Here is a 16,165-nt window from a genome sequence, read left to right as displayed (position 1 = left end):
AACGACCATCGCGAGCAAGCTCGCTCCTACAGGAGATGGTCTGAAAAGCTTAGGCATTATCCGGCAAGGCGGGAGGGTGGGCCAGACATGAAAATCCCACAACCGCGCCAGGCACGACTGTGGGATCGATTTGCCGCAGACCTTACTTGATGCGCTGGCCCGGCTTGGCGCCGCTGTCAGGGCTGAGCAGGTAGATCTCTTCACCGCCAGGGCCGGCCGCCATCACCATGCCTTCGGAGATGCCGAACTTCATTTTCCGTGGCTTGAGGTTGGCAATCATCATGGTCAGGCGACCATCGAGCTTGGACGGGTCCGGATAAGCGCTCTTGATCCCGGAGAACACGTTGCGCTGTTCGTCACCGATGTCCAGGGTCAGGCGCAGCAGCTTGTCGGCGCCTTCCACGTGTTCGGCCTTGACGATCAGCGCTACACGCAGGTCAACGGCGGCAAAGGTGTCGAACTCGATTTCCGGCGACAGCGGATCCTTGGCCAGTTCGCCATTGCCGGCAGGCGCGGCTTCGCCGGTGTCGGTCTGGCTGGCGGTCAGGTCTTCTTTCGAGGCGTCGGTCATGGCTTGCACCTTGACTGGGTCAATGCGGGTCATCAACGGCTTGAACTCGTTCAACTGGTGGTTGCTGAGCAAGGTCGCGTGGTCGTTCCAGGTCAGCGGCGCGACGTTCAGGAACGCCTCGGCGTCGGCGGCCAGCAGTGGCAGCACCGGTTTGAGGAAGATCACCAGTTGGCGGAACAGGTTGACGCCAGTGGCGCAGATAGCCTGGACTTCATCCTGCTTGCCTTCCTGTTTGTTCAGCGACCACGGTGCCTTGTCGGCGATCCAGGCGTTGGCGCGGTCGGCCAGGCCCATGATCTCGCGCATGGCACGGGCGAAGTCGCGGGCTTCATAGGCGTCGGCAATGCCTGGCGCAGCGGCCAGGAAGGCTTCGGTCAGCTCAGGTGCGGCGTTGGTGTCGACCATCACACCGGCATTGCCCTTGTTGATGAAGCCGGCGCAACGGCTGGCGATGTTGACGACCTTGCCCACCAGGTCGGAGTTGACCTTCTGCACGAAGTCTTCGAGGTTCAGGTCGAGGTCGTCGACGCCACGGCCCAGCTTGGCCGCGTAGTAGTAACGCAGGTATTCCGGCGACAGGTGGTCCAGGTAAGTGCGGGCCTTGATGAAGGTGCCACGGGACTTGGACATCTTCTGGCCGTTGACGGTCAGGTAGCCGTGCACGTTGATCCCGGTCGGCTTGCGGTAGCCCGCGCCTTCGAGCATGGCAGGCCAGAACAGGGCGTGGAAGTTGACGATGTCCTTGCCGATGAAGTGGTACAGCTCGGCGGTGGAGTCCTTGCCCCAGAACGCATCGAAGTCCAGCTCCGGTGTGCGGTTGCACAGGTTCTTGAAGCTGGCCATGTAGCCGATCGGCGCATCCAGCCACACGTAGAAGTACTTGCCCGGCTCGTCGGGGATTTCAAAACCGAAATACGGTGCATCGCGGGAGATGTCCCACTGTTGCAGGCCGGCGTCCAGCCATTCGGCGATCTTGTTGGCCACGGCGTCTTGCAGGGTGCCGCTGCGGGTCCAGGTTTGCAGCATTTGCTGGAAGTCTGGCAGCTTGAAGAAGAAGTGCTGGGAATCCTTGAGCACCGGGGTGGCGCCGGAGATCGCCGACTTCGGATCCTTCAAATCTGTCGGAGCGTAGGTTGCACCGCACTTTTCGCAGTTATCGCCGTACTGGTCTTCGGTGCCGCATTTCGGGCAAGTGCCCTTGATGAAGCGGTCGGCCAGGAACATTTTCTTTTCCGGGTCGAAATACTGGGTGATCGAACGCGTGGCGATGTGCCCGGCGTCACGCAGTTTCAGGTAGATCTGGCTCGACAGCTCACGGTTTTCTTCGGCGTGAGTGGAGTGGAAGTTGTCGAAGTCCACCAGGAACTCGGCAAAGTCGGCGCTGTGTTCAGCCTGGACATTGGCGATCAGTTGTTCCGGGGTGATGCCTTCCTTTTCCGCGCGCAGCATGATCGCCGAACCGTGGGCGTCGTCGGCGCAGACATAAATGCATTGATTGCCGCGGTGCTTCTGGAAGCGCACCCACATATCGGTCTGGATGTATTCCAGCATATGGCCGAGGTGAATCGAACCATTGGCATAGGGCAGGGCGCTGGTGACGAGGATCTTGCGTGGCTCGGACATGGGGCTCGGCTACTTGATGAAACGGAGGTCGGCCACTATAAAGCGCCGGCGCATATTTTTCACCCTGTGAGCCTGTTTCATTGGATGAGTAACAGGTGAAGGTTCAACATCCCGTCGAACGCTTAGAACAGGTACGATACCCACTATCTTTTCCAGTCCTGTTTTCGGAGTTGCCCATGAGCGCCGTCAATCGCGCAGCGGTGGAAGCCGTCCTTCGCCAATACACCGACCCTTACCTGAACCAGGACCCGGTCAGCGCCGGGTGTGTGCGCAACATCGAGATCCAGGGCGAGCGCGTCGGCGTTCAGCTTGAACTGGGCTATGCCGCCGGTCTGTTCAAGAGTGGCTGGGCGCAGATGCTGGAAATGGCCATTCAGGGGCTGGATGGCGTGGCAAGTGCCAAGGTCGAAATCACCAGTGTGATCGCCGCGCACAAGGCTCAGGCGCAGATTCCGGGCCTGGCGAACGTGAAAAACGTGGTGGCCGTGGCGTCCGGTAAGGGCGGCGTGGGCAAATCCACCACGGCGGCCAACCTGGCCCTGGCCCTGGCCCGCGAAGGCGCCAAGGTCGGGATTCTCGATGCAGATATCTACGGTCCGAGCCAGGGCATCATGTTCGGTATCCCCGAGCGCACCCGCCCTGAGGTCAAGGACCAGAAGTGGTTTGTACCGCTCAAGTCCCACGGCGTCGAAGTGATGTCCATGGCCTTCCTGACCGATGACAACACGCCGATGGTCTGGCGCGGGCCGATGGTTTCCGGCGCCTTGCTGCAACTGGTGACCCAAACCGCTTGGGGCGACCTGGATTACTTGGTCATCGACATGCCGCCAGGCACTGGTGACATCCAGCTGACCCTGGCGCAGAAAGTGCCAGTGGCCGGTGCGGTCATCGTGACCACCCCGCAGGACCTGGCACTGCTGGACGCGCGCAAGGGCGTGGAAATGTTCCGCAAGGTCAACATTCCGGTGCTGGGCGTGGTGGAAAACATGGCCGTGCACATCTGCTCCAACTGCGGACATGCCGAGCATCTGTTCGGTGAAGGCGGGGGTGTGAAACTGGCCAACCAATATGGCGTCGAGCTGCTGGCTTCGCTGCCGCTGTCGATGGTCATCCGCGAACAGGCCGATGGCGGCAAGCCAACGGTGATCGCCGAACCTGACAGCCAGATTGCGATGGTTTACCAGGAACTGGCCCGTCACGTTGGCGCGCGGATTGTATTGCAGGAAGCATTGACGCCGGCGATGCCGAATATCAGCGTCAGCGACGATTGATTTTCGCCAGATAAACGCTGACCAAATGTGGGAGCGGGCTTGCTCGCGAAAGCGGTGTGTCATTCAACCAATAAGTTGACTGATCTATCGCCTTCGCGAGCAAGCCCGCTCCCACATGGGTTTTGGGTTGGGCTTAGATCCGCAACCCGCCATCCATCTCCAGAATCCGACCGGTGTAGTAGTCGTTCTCAAAGATGTAAGCCGCCGAATGGGCGATTTCTTCAGGCCTGCCCATGCGCTTGAGCGGAATCCCGGCAGTCATTTTTTCCAGTGCTTCAGGCTTCATACCCAGGGTCATTTCAGTTTCGATGAAGCCCGGTGCAATGCCGGCGACGCGAATGCCGTAGCGTGCCAGTTCCTTGGCCCAGGTCACGGTCGCCGCAGCGACACCGGCCTTGGCGGCAGAGTAGTTGGTCTGGCCGACGTTGCCGGCGCGGGAAATCGACGAGATATTGATGATTGCGCCGCTGTTGTTCAGCTCGACCATCTTCGCCGCGACTTCACGGGTGCACAGGAACACGCCGGTCAGGTTGACGTCGATGACCGCCTGCCACTGGGCCAGGCTCATCTTGGTCATTTCGCCATCCTTGACCTTGAGCAACAGCCCGTCACGCAGGATCCCGGCGTTGTTGATCAAGCCATGGATCGCGCCGAAGTCTTCAGCAACCTGGGCAACCATGTGGGTCACTTGCTCTTCGTTGGCCACGTTGCACAGGTAGGCGCGGGCCTCGACGCCTTGGGCCTTGCAGGCTGCAACTGTATCGTCGAGTTTTTCCTGGTTCAGGTCGACCAGCGCCAGCTTCGCGCCCAGGCCTGCGAAATACTCGGCCATGGAGCGGCCTAAACCCTGGCAACCGCCAGTGATAATGATTACTTTGTCAGTGAGTTGCATTCGCATGCCCCGGTAGCAGGTCTGAGTGGTTTCCTTTAGAGAGCCTCTCGATCTGCGCCTGACCTGGCTGGCTGCACATGAGAACTGCCCCGATGGCGTGCTGGGACTTTCTACCAGCAGCTCGTCCGTTTTTCTGACGGATTCTATTTAAGGAGTCATAAATTGAGCGTTGAAGCGGCTAAGCATGCACGAGAATTGCTCCTCAAGGAATACCGTGGGGTGCTCTCGACGCACTCCAAATCGATGCCCGGTTTTCCGTTCGGCTCCGTGGTTCCGTACTGCCTGGACGAGCTGGGCCGGCCGCTGATCCTGATCAGCCGCATCGCCCAGCACACACATAATCTGCAAAAAGACCGGAAATGCTCGCTCTTTGTCGGCGAACGTGGCGCCGAAGATGTCCAGGCCGTTGGTCGACTGACCTATCTGGCTGAAGCGCAGCAGCTCGAAGACGAAGCCGCCATCGAAGCCGCCTCCGAGCGTTACTACCGCTACTTCCCGGAGTCGCAGGGTTATCACCAGGCCCACGATTTCGACTTCTGGGTGCTCAAGCCTGTACGCCACCGTTACATCGGAGGTTTTGGCGCGATTCATTGGGTCAACGACCTGACCCTGGCCAACCCGTTCGCCGGCAAGGCCGAAGTGAGCATGGTCGAGCACATGAACGCCGATCACGCCAAAGCCATCGCCCATTACGTCGATCTGGCCGGGCTGCCGAAAAACGTGCCGGCGCATATGGTCGGAGTCGATACCGAAGGCATGCACCTGCGTATCGGTCAAAGTCTGTACTGGTTGCCGTTTCAAGCGCCTTGTAATACGCCGACACAAGTTCGCGAAGCCTTGGTTTCTCTGGCCCACGCCGATCATTGGCCGAAAAATGAAGTGGCCGACGCTTGAATTCACGAAACGGCGACGTCATCTAAGGTGAACTGGCAAGGCATTCTTGCGTTGAGGAACCATTTGATGCGCCCTTTTTTGTTGCTCTTTCTGCTGTTCCCGGTGTTGGAGCTGTTCGTATTCGTCAAGGTGGCAGGGTCCATCGGGTTTTTCCCGGCCCTGCTGCTGATCATTCTCGGCTCGATGTTCGGCGTGTTTGTGCTGCGCATCGCCGGCCTGGCCACGGCCCTGCGTGCCCGTGAAAGCCTGAGCCGCGGCGAACTGCCGGCCCAGACCATGCTCGAAGGCCTGATGCTGGCATTGGCTGGCGGCCTGTTGATTCTTCCGGGTTTCATCAGCGATGTGATCGGCCTGTTCATGCTACTGCCGTTCAGTCGTCGTCTGCTGGCCAATAAAATGCGCCAGCGCGCCGAAGAGCAGGCGATGCGTCAGCGAGCGTTCGCCGACGACCTCCAGGCCCGTGGCGGTCCGGCACCTCGCGAGCCGCTGGGCCGCGAGCCCAACGTGATCGAAGGCGAGTTCGAACACCGCGATACCAAGTAATGCGCACATCGACACGGCACCTTCGGGTGCCGTGTTCGTTTGCGGGGCAGCGAACTGAAAATTTTTCGATCCCCGCCCTTGTAATAAGCTTATGTGCCCTTATGTAACGGTCACCGCAAGGTTTCTGGTGAACACGCCAGACAGACTTCCGCGGTTCGCTTGACGAGCCGCAACCGGCACCGCCGGCCTTTGTTAAACCCGCCGGGACTACACCGGCCGATGAAAACCACAATTAGGAGAGATCGACAATGAAGCTTCGTCCTCTGCATGACCGCGTCGTCATCCGTCGCAGCGAAGAAGAAAAGAAAACCGCTGGCGGTATCGTCCTGCCAGGTTCGGCTGCTGAAAAAGCCAACAGCGGCGAAATCCTCGCTGTAGGCCCAGGCAAAGCACTGGAAAGCGGTGAAGTGCGTGCACTGTCCGTGAAAGTGGGCGACAAGGTTGTGTTCGGTCCTTACTCCGGCAGCAACACTGTGAAAATCGACGGCGAAGACCTGCTGGTAATGAGCGAGAACGAAATCCTCGCTGTTATCGAAGGCTGATACCCCCGTTCATTTTCCGCTACTACAAAGTATTTAAGGAATATCGATCATGGCTGCTAAAGAAGTTCTGTTTGGCGATTCCGCCCGCAAGAAAATGCTCAAAGGCGTCAACGTCCTGGCTGACGCGGTAAAAGCGACCCTGGGCCCGAAAGGCCGTAACGTGATCATCGAGAAGAGCTTCGGCGCTCCGACCATCACCAAGGACGGCGTTTCCGTCGCCAAAGAAATCGAACTCGAAGACCGTTTCGAAAACATGGGCGCGCAGCTGGTCAAAGACGTTGCCTCCCGTGCCAACGATGACGCTGGTGACGGTACTACCACCGCTACCGTTCTGGCTCAGTCGATCGTCAACGAAGGCCTGAAAGCCGTCGCTGCCGGCATGAACCCGATGGATCTGAAGCGCGGCATCGACAAGGCGACCATCGCCATCGTCAAAGAGCTGAAAAACCTGTCCAAGCCATGCGCTGACACCAAGGCAATCGCTCAGGTAGGTACCATCTCTGCCAACTCCGACAACTCCATCGGCGACATCATTGCCGAAGCCATGGAAAAAGTCGGTAAAGAAGGCGTGATCACCGTTGAAGAAGGCACTGGCCTGGAAAACGAACTGTCGGTTGTAGAAGGCATGCAGTTCGACCGTGGCTACCTGTCCCCGTACTTCGTCAACAAGCCGGAAACCATGGTTGCCGAGCTGGACAACCCGCTGGTTCTGCTGGTCGACAAAAAGATCTCTAACATCCGCGAAATGCTGCCAGTGCTGGAAGCCGTTGCCAAAGCCGGCCGTCCACTGCTGATCGTTTCCGAAGACGTTGAAGGCGAAGCCCTGGCGACTCTGGTCGTGAACAACATGCGTGGCATCGTTAAAGTCGCAGCCGTCAAGGCTCCAGGCTTCGGCGACCGCCGCAAGGCCATGCTGCAGGACATCGCCGTTCTGACCGGCGGTACCGTTATCTCCGAAGAGATCGGCCTGAGCCTGGAAGCAGCCACCCTGGAAAACCTGGGCAGCGCCAAGCGCGTGACCATCTCCAAGGAAAACACCATCATCGTTGACGGTGCTGGCGTAGCAGGCGACATCGAGTCCCGCATTGCTCAGATCCGTGCTCAGGTTGCCGAAACTTCCTCGGACTATGACCGTGAAAAACTGCAAGAGCGTCTGGCCAAGCTGTCCGGCGGCGTTGCAGTGATCAAGGTTGGCGCTGGTTCCGAAGTAGAAATGAAAGAGAAGAAAGCCCGCGTTGAAGACGCCCTGCACGCAACCCGTGCAGCCGTTGAAGAAGGCGTGGTACCTGGCGGTGGCGTTGCGCTGATCCGCGCTCTGGAAGCAATCCTCGACCTGAAAGGCGACAACGCCGACCAGGACGTGGGTATCGCCGTTCTGCGTCGTGCCATCGAAGCACCGCTGCGTCAGATCGCTGCCAACAGCGGTGACGAGCCAAGCGTTGTGGTCAACGAAGTCAAGAATGGCAAAGGTAACTTCGGTTACAACGCTGCGACTGGCGAGTACGGCGACATGATCGAAATGGGTATCCTGGATCCGACCAAGGTCACCCGTTCCGCGCTGCAAGCTGCATCGTCGATCGGCGGTCTGATCCTGACCACCGAAGCCGCTGTTGCTGATGCACCGAAGAAAGACGGCGGTGCTGGCGGCGGTATGCCAGACATGGGCGGTATGGGCGGCATGGGCGGCATGATGTAAGCCAGCCTTACCCCTGTACGAAAAAACCCCGCCTGCGAAAGCAGGCGGGGTTTTTTATTGCCCGGATTTCAATGTTCACATCGATCCATTGTGGGAGCAGGCTTGCTCGCGAAGGCAGTGTGTCAGTCGACATAGATGCTGAATGACATTCCGCTTTCGCGAGCAAGCCCGCTCCCACAAGGAACTGCATAAATCCTGTGGGAGCGTGGCTTGCCCGCGATGACGTCAGGTCAGGCGCTGACCGGATCCGCTTTGAGCGCCCGCTCAGTCTTCATCATCGGTCGATACAGAACGTAGTAATACGACCCCAAACAAATCAGCCAGCAGAACACCGCCGTCCACACGTTGTGCGAGAAAAAGTGCGCGCCCTGCATCATCCGCCCGATGGAGAACACCGAGCCGAGGGCAAAGGCGAAGACAAACGCTGCGCGAGCCATGCGCGGGCGACGGTCACGCAGTACGAAAAACAGGGCAAACAGAGTGAAACCGGTGGCCGCATGGCCGCCGGGCCAGCAACGTCCCGGTTTATCGGTGTGCGGGCGAGGGCTCAACAGTTCGCTGTAGGTCTCGTGACCGCCGAATTGCTCAAGGCTCCATGGGCATTGCACCGCGCTCACTGCTTTCATGGGCGTAACAAAGGAAGTCGCCAGGCCCAGGGACAACACCAGACAGCCCAGTTCGCGCTTGAGCGGTTTGAGCCTGGCCATGAAGAACGAAGCGATGAAGCCGAGGATGGCAAATACCGAGAACGCGATAACCACTTGCTTGGCGCGATCGTGCAGGATGTCCTCGAGGAAGTAACTGTGGCGTCCGATGAATTCCCCGGCGACCGGGTCGTAAAACAGCCTGGCCAGGTCCATGTCCAGGCTGGTCAATTCGAGCAGTACCAGAATGATCGCAGCTACGGCGGGGACTCCAAGGCACACCCGGAAATTGAGCGGACGAGGGGCAGGGCGGGCAAGGGTCGAAACCATGCTAGTTCCTTGATCAGTGAAATGTTCTCAAATGCGCAGCCGCGCAGAGTTTGAACCCGATTCTGTCGCCAGCGTGTGAATCGCTGGTGAAAAACTCGTTAAGGCTCTAACCGGTCAATTTCCACGCTTTTGCACTTCACTCAGTCCTAGCCGTGAGCTGAACTTCGCCTTAAGCTGCGCGGGCCACGACGGCCGTTACTGTGGACGGAGAGATACCCATGCGAATTCTATTGGTTGAAGACAACCGCGATATCCTGGCCAATCTGGCCGATTACCTGGGGCTCAAAGGCTATACCGTGGATTGCGCTCAGGATGGTCTGTCTGGCCTGCATCTGGCGGCCACCGAGCATTACGATTTGATCGTGCTCGATATCATGCTGCCCGGCATCGATGGCTATACCCTGTGCAAACGCCTGCGCGAGGATGCCCGTCGCGAAACGCCGGTGATCATGCTCACGGCCCGCGATCAACTGGATGATCGTCTGCAAGGCTTCAAGTCCGGCGCCGATGACTACCTGATCAAACCGTTCGCCCTGTCGGAACTGGCAGCGCGTATCGAAGCGGTCATGCGCCGAACCCAGGGCGGCGGGCGGCGGACCTTGCAGGTCGGCGACCTGAGCTACGACCTCGACACCCTGGAAGTCACTCGCGAAGGCCGGTTGCTGAAACTCAACCCGGTCGGCCTGAAGTTGCTGGCCGTTTTGATGCAGAAAAGCCCTCATGTGTTGCGCCGTGAAATTCTTGAAGAAGCGCTCTGGGGTGATGACTGCCCGGACAGCGACAGCCTGCGCAGCCATGTCCACCAACTGCGCCAGGTGATCGACAAGCCGTTCGCCAAGCCATTGCTGCAAACCGTGCACGGTGTGGGGTATCGCTTGGCCGAGGGCCGTGATGGAGTTTAAGCAGAGCCTTGCTCAACGCATCATCATTGCCTTTGCGCTGATGAGCGCACTGGTGGCGGGTGCCTTTGCCATGGGCATCGTGGCGACCGTGCACCTGGTGGAGGAAAAGCTGATTTCGGCCGGTCTGGGCGGCGATTTGCAGCGTCTGTTGCTGATGGACAATGTCACGGACTGGAGCCATCGCCCCGAACCGGACCAATTGTTCTACTTCAGCAACGGGCCTGGCGATTTCAGGTTGCCCAAGGATTTGCGGCACCTGGAGCCGGGTTTCCACGAAGTGTTCCGTGAAAACCTGTCGTACCACGCCATGGTCGAAATCGTCGACGGCCGACGTTATGTGCTGTTGCAGGACCAGAGCGACTTCGAAGAGCGTGAGCGGGTGCTGTTTGCCGTGGTGCTGGTGGGTTTCGTGCTGAGCCTGGCACTGGCGGTGTTTCTCGGCTGGGTGCTGGCACGCAAGGTCATGGCGCCGGTGGTGCGGCTGGCCCGCCAGGTACGCCATCGCGATCAGCTGTTGGGTTTGGCCCCCCCCTTGGCGCCGGACTATGCCGCCGACGAAGTGGGCGAGTTGGCCGTGGCCTTCGATGCCACTCTCGGGCGCTTGCGTCAGGCCCTGACCCGCGAGCGGTTATTCACCAGCGACGTCAGCCATGAATTGCGTACGCCCCTGATGATCCTGGCCAGTTCCTGCGAATTGTTGCTGGAAAACCCAGGTCTCGATCAGCGCGGTCGCGCCCAGGTCGAGCGCATCGCCCGGGCCTGTGAAGAAATGCGTGAGCTGGTGCAAACCTTCCTGATGCTGGCCCGCGCCCAGCGCGAAAACGCCAGCATGTCGCCGCAGCAGTCCCTGGGCCAGGTAGCCGAGGGCCAGGTCTCTCTGTGGCGCGAGCCCATTGAAAGCAAAGGGTTAAAGCTGATTTTCGAGCCGGGCAACCCCGAGGCCAATGGCTACAATGCCACGCTCTTGCACGCAGTGATGGGTAACTTGCTGCGCAACGCTTTGCATTACACCGAACGGGGCTTCATCCGCCTGAGCCTGACGGGCACGGGATTTCTGGTCGAAGACAGCGGTGTGGGCATTCCCGAGGAAAAACGCGAGGCGATGTTCGAACCCTTCGTTCGGGGCACTGAAAAACGCGGGGAAGGCTTGGGCCTGGGGCTTTCACTGGTGCAGCGGATCTGTGAAAACCAGGGCTGGAATGTCAGCCTGACTACGATGGAGCCCAGTGGCTGCCGTTTTCAGGTGGAGCTGTCCCGAGCTTGATCTGTTGAGTCAGGCGTCCAGCAAACCCTGTCAATTTCGTAAAGCCCTGTAATACTTCCGGGTTTCCCATAACGATATTTTCACAAATGGATGACCAGTCGCCGACACTACAAAATATAAGGTAGCTGCTATCAGAAGTTCAGGAGACCTGATGATGGACGGCCCGATCAAGCTCGATTTTTCAGAAAAATATGACGATCAACACGCGCAACGCTATTTGCGCAAACACCAGGAAGGTATCGGCCGTCGATTGTCCCACTGGCGTGACGAACAACTGGCGCGTAAGGCGCTGGCCCTGGTTGGCGAGCCTGGTCTGGTCCTCGATTTGCCTTGTGGTGCAGGGCGTTTCTGGCCCTTGTTGGCGGAAAAATCCAACCGCGTGATCATCGGTGCCGATAACTCGCAGTCGATGCTGACGATCGCAGCCCAGGCACAACCTGCCGACGTGGTGAAACGGGTACAACCCTTGCACACGTCTGCATTCGACATCGCCCTGCCGGACAACGCCGTCGACAGCATTTTTTGCATGCGCTTGCTCCACCACATCGGTGAAGCCAAGCATCGCATGGCTATCTTGCGTGAATTCGAGCGCGTTTCCCGTGACAGCGTGATCCTTTCGCTGTGGGTCGATGGCAATTTCAAGGCCTGGAAACGCAAGCGTTCGGAGAAAACCCGTGGGCAGGAAGGTTACCAAAACCGGTTTGTGTTACCGGTCGCTACCGTAGAAAAGGAGTTTGAGCAGGCGGGTTTCCGCATCCAGGAACAACTGGACTTTTTACCGCTCTATGCCATGTGGCGAGTTTACGTATTACGCAAGAGGTAACAGGATGGCAGTGCAGTATGCAGCAGAAACGGAAGTCGCTCCCCAGGACCGCTTCGATTACTTTTGGAATCAGCGCGGTGAATGGGTGGAAGAACCCAACGTCCGTCGCGGTGGGGAAAGCGGCGTTCAACGCCTGATGGGCAGTGATGGTCAGCTGCTCTATGTCAAGCGCCAGACCGGGCATATCCATCGTAGCTGGCAGCACCCTTTCGGTCGGCCTACGGTTATGCGCGAGCATGCCGCGTTCATCGGTGTGAACGAGCTTGGCGTACGGGTTCCACAAATCGTTTTCTGCGGCGCACAGCGCGATCCTGTGCACAAATGGCGTGCCTTGCTGGTCACCAAGTCACTGGACGGCTTCGAGGAAATCGATCGCTGGTACGCCGGTGGCGGTCGCGAGCGTCATGGTGAAGCCATAAACGAACGAGTGCTCAAGGACCTGGCTGAAAACCTGGCTCGCATGCACAAGGGCCGCTGGCAGCACGGTTGCCTTTACGACAAGCACGTATTCGTTCGCGTGACCGGTGAGGGCGAGTCGGCCAAGGTCGAAGTTGCCCTGATCGATCTGGAGAAGTGCCGGAAGCGTTTGACAGCCTATCGCGCAGCTGTCCACGACATGAAGCAATTGCGTCGCCACTCGTCGTTCAGCGAGGCAGACTGGAAAAAGCTCGTCTATTTTTATGAGACGGCGTTTGGCAGCGCTATCAAGGGTTTATAGCGATGAAACTCGAAATTGCACGAGGTTTGTTTCTGGTAGGAGCCTTGGCAGTTGCATCGATCGCGATGGCAACCTGGGAGCAACCGCGCCCCCAGGTTCTCAGCTCGATAAGCGCAGAAGAACATTGTCCATTACCACGGGTTGCAAAGGCATCCGTGGCCACCCGACCCGATCATGACTTATTGTTGTTCATGTTCGGACTTTCTCAGGGATTGAGGCCACAAAGTTGAACCGATTGAAGCCCAAATGAAAGGCCTCGCTGATCGAGGCCTTTTTTATTGCCCGGATCCAGGTTTCAACGCTGACCTGTGGGAGCGGGCTTGCTCGCGAAAGCGGTGTGTCGTTCAACCAATAAGTTGACTGATCTATCGCCTTCGTCGGAACGCCGCCCGGAGCAAGCCTGCTTCCACAGGTTTTTCTGCATCAGGGTTTATCCGGTTTAGCCAGCAAGGTGTAGACACAAGGCAACACAAACAGGGTGAACAACGTCCCGATCGACATGCCCGTCGCGATGACCGTGCCGATGTCGAACCGGCTGACCGCGCCAGCACCGGTGGCGATGATCAATGGCACCATGCCGAACACCATCGCCGCCGTGGTCATCAAGACCGGACGCAGGCGGATGGCCGCCGCTTCCTCCACCGCCTCTCGTGCGGTCAGGCCCTTGTCCTTGCGTAGCTGGTTGGCAAACTCGACGATCAGAATGCCGTGCTTGCTGATCAGCCCGATCAAGGTCACCAGCCCGACCTGGGTGTAGATGTTCATGCTCGACCAACCCAGGAACAGCGGAATCAATGCGCCGCAGATAGACAACGGCACGGTGACCAGGATCACCAGCGGGTCGCGGAAGCTTTCGAACTGGGCCGCCAACACCAGGAAAATGATCGCCAGTGCCAGGGCAAAGGTGACCCACAGGGCACTGCCTTCCTGAACGTACTGTCTCGATGCGCCGGCGTAGTCAAAGGCAAAGCCGGCGGGTGCCTCTTCCCGGGCGATCTGGCGCACGAGGTCGATGGCTTCCCCCATGCTCACCAGCGGCACACCGGACAGGATGGCCGAGTTGAGTTGCTGGAACTGGTTCAGCTGTCGCGGTCGAGCACGGTCGGTGACGGTGATCAGGGTCGACAACGCCAACAGTTCGCCCTTGGTGTTTTTCACGTAGTAATTGTTCAGCCAGTCCGGATTGTCGCGGAACGGCCGCTCGACCTGGGCAATGACCTTGTAGCTGCGGCCTTCAATGGTGAATCGGTTGATCTCGCCTTCACCCAGCAGGGTCGCCAGGGTTCCCCCCAGATCCTGCATGGAAACCCCCATCTGCGCGGCCTTGGCGCGGTCGATATCCACCACCACTTCCGGCTTGTCGAAGGCCAGGTCAACGTGGACAAACGCGAACTTGCCGGATTCCTTCGCACGTTTTTTTACCCGGTCGACCACCTGCAGCAGCAATTCGTAATCGTTGGCGGAGTTGATGACGAACTGGAACGGCACGCCTTCGCCGGTGCCCGGCAGTGATGGCAGATTGAAGCCGAAAATCTGCAGCCCCGAGATCTTTTCCAGTTTGGCCTGCACCTCGGGCAGGATCGCCATTTGCGTGCGACTGCGATCGTCCCATGGCTTGAGCAGGAAACCGCCGATGCCCGATTGCACGCCGTTGAAGCCGTTGATCTGGAATGACGAGTAGTACTCGGGAAACGCCTTGAAGATCGAGACGAACTCGTCGGTGTAGGTGTTCAGGTAGTCGAGGTTGGTCGGTTGCGGGGCGTTGGCTATCATGAAAATGATGCCCTGGTCCTCATCCGGCGCCAGTTCCGATTTGGTGAAACTGAGAAGGACCGGAATCAGGCACAACACGATCACGGCGAACACCAGCACCACCGGCCGGGTGTTGAGGGTGCCATGAAGCAGGCTCTGGTAGCGGCGCTTGAGGCTTTCGAAAATCATGTCCAGGCGATGGGCCAGGCCGCTGGGATTCTCGTCGTGACGCAGCAGAAACGCGCACATCATCGGCGACAGGGTCAGGGCAACGATGCCGGAAATCACCACTGCGCCAGCCAGGGTCAGGGCGAACTCCTTGAACAGCGCCCCGGTCAGGCCGGTCAGGAAACCTATCGGTGCATACACCGCCGCCAGGGTGATGGTCATCGAAACCACCGGCATGGCGATTTCCCGGGCACCTTCAATGGCAGCCTCGAGCGGTGTCTTGCCTTCCTCGATGTGACGGTGAATGTTTTCCACCACAACAATGGCATCGTCCACCACCAGGCCAATGGCCAATACCATTGCCAGCAAGGTGAGCAGGTTGATCGAGTACCCCATCATTTGCATGAAGAACATCACGCCGATCATCGACAGCGGGATGGTCACCACCGGGATCACCACCGAGCGCAGGGCACCGAGGAACAGGAACACCACCACGATCACGATCAGTACCGCTTCGAACAGGGTTTTCACCACTTCGTCGATCGAGGCCTGGATGAACAGGGTGGCGTCGTAGGCGATTTCACCTTTCAGGTTCGGCGGTAGCTGGGCCTCCAGGTCCGGCATGATCTTGCGCACTTCCTTGATCACTTCCAGCGGGTTGGCGCCGGGCGTCGCCTTGATGCCGATGTACACCGAAGGGGTGCCACCGAACGAGCTGATGGAGTCGTAGTTTTCCGCACCCATTTCCACACGCGCCACATCGCGCAGCAGCACACGGCTGTCGCCATCGACCTTGAGTGGAATTGTCCCGAAGGCTTCGGCGGACTTGAGTTCGGTATTGGCGTTGATGCTGGTGACCACGTATTCCCCCTTCACTTCGCCGGCGGCAGAGAGGAAGTTGTACTGGCGCACCGCGTTGGTCACATCGCTGGCACTGAGGCCGAAACCCGCCAGCTTCATCGGGTCCAGCCACAGGCGCATGGCAAATACCTGGTTACCGAGGATCTCGGCTTCGGCCATGCCGGGCAAGGTCGCCAGCTTGGGCTGGATCACCCGTGACAGGTAATCGGTAATCTGCGGGTTGCTCAACTCCTTGCTGAAGTAGCTGATGTACATCAGCACTGATGCATCGGCAGACTCCTTGCTCAGCACCGGGTCTTCAGCGTCCTGGGGCAGCTGGTTCTTGACCTCGTTGGCCTTGGCCAGCAGTTCGGTAAACAGACGGTCGCTGTTGGAGCCGACGCGCGCGTAGATCGAGATCACCGAGAAATTCTGGCGGCTGACCGAGGTCATGTAGTCGATGCCCTCGGCGCTGGCCAGGCTCTGCTGCATCGGTTGGGTGATATAGCCCTGGATGGTCTCGGCGTTGGCCCCGGGGTAGGCGGTGGTCACCGTGATCAGGGCGTTTTCCATTTGCGGGTACTGGCGCAGCGGCAGCTTGCTCCAGGCCTGGAAGCCCAGCAGCACGATCAACAGGCTGACCACCGTAGCGAGAACCGGACGGCGGATGAACGGGTCGGTAAAAGCCATGG

The 16,165-nt window shown here is 59.0% G+C and carries 14 protein-coding genes; 10 read left to right on the top strand and 4 right to left on the bottom strand.

The features are described from left to right. Window positions 1-142: 142 nt before the first annotated feature. A complete protein-coding gene (metG, locus tag AC3IT6_RS23615) occupies window positions 143-2,194 on the bottom strand; it encodes a methionine--tRNA ligase (RefSeq protein WP_489353177.1) in 2,052 nt (683 codons plus the stop codon). Window positions 2,195-2,370: 176 nt separating this feature from the next. Between metG and apbC the strand changes: the two genes are divergently transcribed. Beyond that, complete coding sequence (gene apbC / locus AC3IT6_RS23610; RefSeq protein WP_489353175.1) at window positions 2,371-3,465, top strand: iron-sulfur cluster carrier protein ApbC; 1,095 nt, start codon at window positions 2,371-2,373, stop codon at window positions 3,463-3,465. Between the two features lie 133 nt (window positions 3,466-3,598). Here apbC and AC3IT6_RS23605 read toward each other — a convergent pair whose 3' ends face one another. Further along, a complete protein-coding gene (locus tag AC3IT6_RS23605) occupies window positions 3,599-4,357 on the bottom strand; it encodes an SDR family oxidoreductase (protein ID WP_489353173.1) in 759 nt (252 codons plus the stop codon). 162 nt (window positions 4,358-4,519) lie between these two features. On the opposite strand from AC3IT6_RS23605, the gene AC3IT6_RS23600 reads away from it, so the two are divergent. From AC3IT6_RS23600 to groL, 4 genes are all read left to right on the top strand, one after another. Continuing rightward, a complete protein-coding gene (locus AC3IT6_RS23600; RefSeq protein WP_489353171.1) occupies window positions 4,520-5,251 on the top strand; it encodes a HugZ family pyridoxamine 5'-phosphate oxidase in 732 nt (243 codons plus the stop codon). Between the two features lie 66 nt (window positions 5,252-5,317). Next, the gene (locus AC3IT6_RS23595; protein ID WP_008053539.1) at window positions 5,318-5,794 is read left to right on the top strand and encodes an FxsA family protein; all 477 of its coding nucleotides are present in this window, start codon (window positions 5,318-5,320) and stop codon (window positions 5,792-5,794) included. A 248-nt stretch (window positions 5,795-6,042) separates the two neighbouring features. Beyond that, window positions 6,043-6,336, top strand: coding sequence for a co-chaperone GroES (locus AC3IT6_RS23590; protein ID WP_056726128.1), 294 nt, complete (start codon window positions 6,043-6,045; stop codon window positions 6,334-6,336). A gap of 49 nt (window positions 6,337-6,385) precedes the next feature. Further along, window positions 6,386-8,032: a chaperonin GroEL gene (gene groL / locus AC3IT6_RS23585; RefSeq protein ID WP_150728305.1), complete on the top strand. Its 1,647-nt coding sequence runs from the start codon at window positions 6,386-6,388 to the stop codon at window positions 8,030-8,032. Window positions 8,033-8,262: 230 nt separating this feature from the next. On the opposite strand, the gene AC3IT6_RS23580 is transcribed toward groL, so the two are convergent. After that, the gene (locus AC3IT6_RS23580) at window positions 8,263-9,006 is read right to left on the bottom strand and encodes a phosphatase PAP2 family protein (RefSeq protein WP_489353168.1); all 744 of its coding nucleotides are present in this window, start codon (window positions 9,004-9,006) and stop codon (window positions 8,263-8,265) included. A gap of 218 nt (window positions 9,007-9,224) precedes the next feature. Here AC3IT6_RS23580 and colR point away from each other — a divergent pair, with 218 nt between their 5' ends. From colR to AC3IT6_RS23555, 5 genes are all read left to right on the top strand, one after another. Further along, window positions 9,225-9,908 (top strand): two-component system response regulator ColR, encoded by a 684-nt coding sequence (gene colR / locus AC3IT6_RS23575; protein ID WP_007985839.1) that lies wholly within the window; start codon window positions 9,225-9,227, stop codon window positions 9,906-9,908. After that, window positions 9,898-11,172, top strand: a complete 1,275-nt coding sequence (locus AC3IT6_RS23570; RefSeq protein WP_223445986.1) for a sensor histidine kinase — start codon at window positions 9,898-9,900, stop codon at window positions 11,170-11,172. Before colR ends, AC3IT6_RS23570 begins: the two co-directional genes overlap by 11 nt. A gap of 154 nt (window positions 11,173-11,326) precedes the next feature. Then, complete coding sequence (locus AC3IT6_RS23565) at window positions 11,327-11,995, top strand: class I SAM-dependent methyltransferase (protein WP_489356659.1); 669 nt, start codon at window positions 11,327-11,329, stop codon at window positions 11,993-11,995. A gap of 4 nt (window positions 11,996-11,999) precedes the next feature. Beyond that, entirely contained in the window at window positions 12,000-12,713 is a 714-nt protein-coding gene (locus tag AC3IT6_RS23560) for a lipopolysaccharide kinase InaA family protein (RefSeq protein ID WP_223445984.1), read from the top strand. Between the two features lie 2 nt (window positions 12,714-12,715). Continuing rightward, on the top strand, window positions 12,716-12,943 hold the full coding sequence (locus AC3IT6_RS23555) for a hypothetical protein (RefSeq protein ID WP_015096670.1): 228 nt from the start codon (window positions 12,716-12,718) through the stop codon (window positions 12,941-12,943). A gap of 193 nt (window positions 12,944-13,136) precedes the next feature. On the opposite strand, the gene AC3IT6_RS23550 is transcribed toward AC3IT6_RS23555, so the two are convergent. After that, a complete protein-coding gene (locus AC3IT6_RS23550; protein WP_489353164.1) occupies window positions 13,137-16,163 on the bottom strand; it encodes a multidrug efflux RND transporter permease subunit in 3,027 nt (1,008 codons plus the stop codon). Window positions 16,164-16,165 lie beyond the last annotated feature (2 nt).

The sequence above is a fragment of the Pseudomonas sp. KH_017 genome (genome assembly GCF_057840285.1).
Note: the sequence above shows the minus strand (reverse complement) of the source record. Positions and strands in the feature narration are given on the sequence as shown.

What these genes read in the sequence shown, in the direction of transcription:
- AC3IT6_RS23590 (WP_056726128.1), top strand. Translation starts at nt 6,043, where the DNA reads ATGAAGCTTCGTCCTCTGCATGACCGCGTCGTCATCCGTCGCAGCGAA.
- AC3IT6_RS23570 (WP_223445986.1), top strand. Translation starts at nt 9,898, where the DNA reads ATGGAGTTTAAGCAGAGCCTTGCTCAACGCATCATCATTGCCTTTGCG.
- AC3IT6_RS23605 (WP_489353173.1), bottom strand. Translation starts at nt 4,357, where the DNA reads ATGCAACTCACTGACAAAGTAATCATTATCACTGGCGGTTGCCAGGGT.
- AC3IT6_RS23595 (WP_008053539.1), top strand. Translation starts at nt 5,318, where the DNA reads ATGCGCCCTTTTTTGTTGCTCTTTCTGCTGTTCCCGGTGTTGGAGCTG.
- AC3IT6_RS23555 (WP_015096670.1), top strand. Translation starts at nt 12,716, where the DNA reads ATGAAACTCGAAATTGCACGAGGTTTGTTTCTGGTAGGAGCCTTGGCA.
- groL (WP_150728305.1), top strand. Translation starts at nt 6,386, where the DNA reads ATGGCTGCTAAAGAAGTTCTGTTTGGCGATTCCGCCCGCAAGAAAATG.
- AC3IT6_RS23580 (WP_489353168.1), bottom strand. Translation starts at nt 9,006, where the DNA reads ATGGTTTCGACCCTTGCCCGCCCTGCCCCTCGTCCGCTCAATTTCCGG.
- apbC (WP_489353175.1), top strand. Translation starts at nt 2,371, where the DNA reads ATGAGCGCCGTCAATCGCGCAGCGGTGGAAGCCGTCCTTCGCCAATAC.
- AC3IT6_RS23565 (WP_489356659.1), top strand. Translation starts at nt 11,327, where the DNA reads ATGGACGGCCCGATCAAGCTCGATTTTTCAGAAAAATATGACGATCAA.
- AC3IT6_RS23550 (WP_489353164.1), bottom strand. Translation starts at nt 16,163, where the DNA reads ATGGCTTTTACCGACCCGTTCATCCGCCGTCCGGTTCTCGCTACGGTG.
- AC3IT6_RS23560 (WP_223445984.1), top strand. Translation starts at nt 12,000, where the DNA reads ATGGCAGTGCAGTATGCAGCAGAAACGGAAGTCGCTCCCCAGGACCGC.
- colR (WP_007985839.1), top strand. Translation starts at nt 9,225, where the DNA reads ATGCGAATTCTATTGGTTGAAGACAACCGCGATATCCTGGCCAATCTG.
- metG (WP_489353177.1), bottom strand. Translation starts at nt 2,194, where the DNA reads ATGTCCGAGCCACGCAAGATCCTCGTCACCAGCGCCCTGCCCTATGCC.